The 712-nt window shown below is 72.6% G+C and carries 1 protein-coding gene; it reads right to left on the bottom strand.

Features of this window, described 5'->3' with window-relative positions; translation table 11 throughout:
- The coding region (locus ACFR9S_RS15115) for a DUF7286 family protein (protein WP_459077222.1) at window positions 1-712 on the bottom strand (712 nt) is incomplete at both ends.

Raw genomic sequence — 712 nt, 5'->3', positions numbered from 1 at the left:
CGCCAGCGCGGCAGCGAACGCCGGTACGTAACTGCCGTTAGCCATCGCCTGCCCTCGGTGCCCGATGGTCGGCCACCGATCGCGAGCGTCGACGACGGCGGCTCGGCACGTCGACCGGCCGACTCCGGTACCGTTCGTCGCGGCGTCACAGACTGCCCGCTCCGCTTCCTCGACCGACTCCCCGACGGCGGCAGCCAGTTCGTCGCGGTTCGCGGCGAGCACCGCCGACTCGTCGCTCCGGTTCTCGGGAGAGGTCGCCGCCACGGTCCGGTTCGCCGCGATCAGCGTCCCGGCAGCGGCATCGAGGCTGACCTGCCGGCTGCCGCCGCCCAGCAGCGTGTCGACGATGCCGGACGCGGCGTTACCGTACGGGAGCGCGATCCAGTTCGTCGTCCGCGCGGTCAAGGGGTGGGCGGACTCCCCGGTCGGCACGCTGGGCACCTGTCCGTGGTCGACCGACTGGAGGGTGAGATACCCCGGGGAGGCGTCGGGCGTGATCACGATATCGTCGTCCGACTTCCCCGGCTCGGTGTAGGCGTCGGTCGGCCGTTCTCCCGTCCCGCCGCGCCCGAGTTCGATCAGCTTCGAGAGCCCCGCGGTCGCCCGGTCCCCGAACTCGTCCCGGTAGTCGACGTTCCGCTCCTGCGTGTCGGCGGCGCGTGCGTCCAGATCCGCGAGCACGCGGTCGAGGTACGCCGCGCGGGCGGCGACT

It is taken from the genome of Halolamina salina (assembly GCF_042678005.1).
Classification (GTDB): domain Archaea; phylum Halobacteriota; class Halobacteria; order Halobacteriales; family Haloferacaceae; genus Halolamina; species Halolamina salina.
This window is presented reverse-complemented; position numbering and strand designations above follow the sequence as displayed.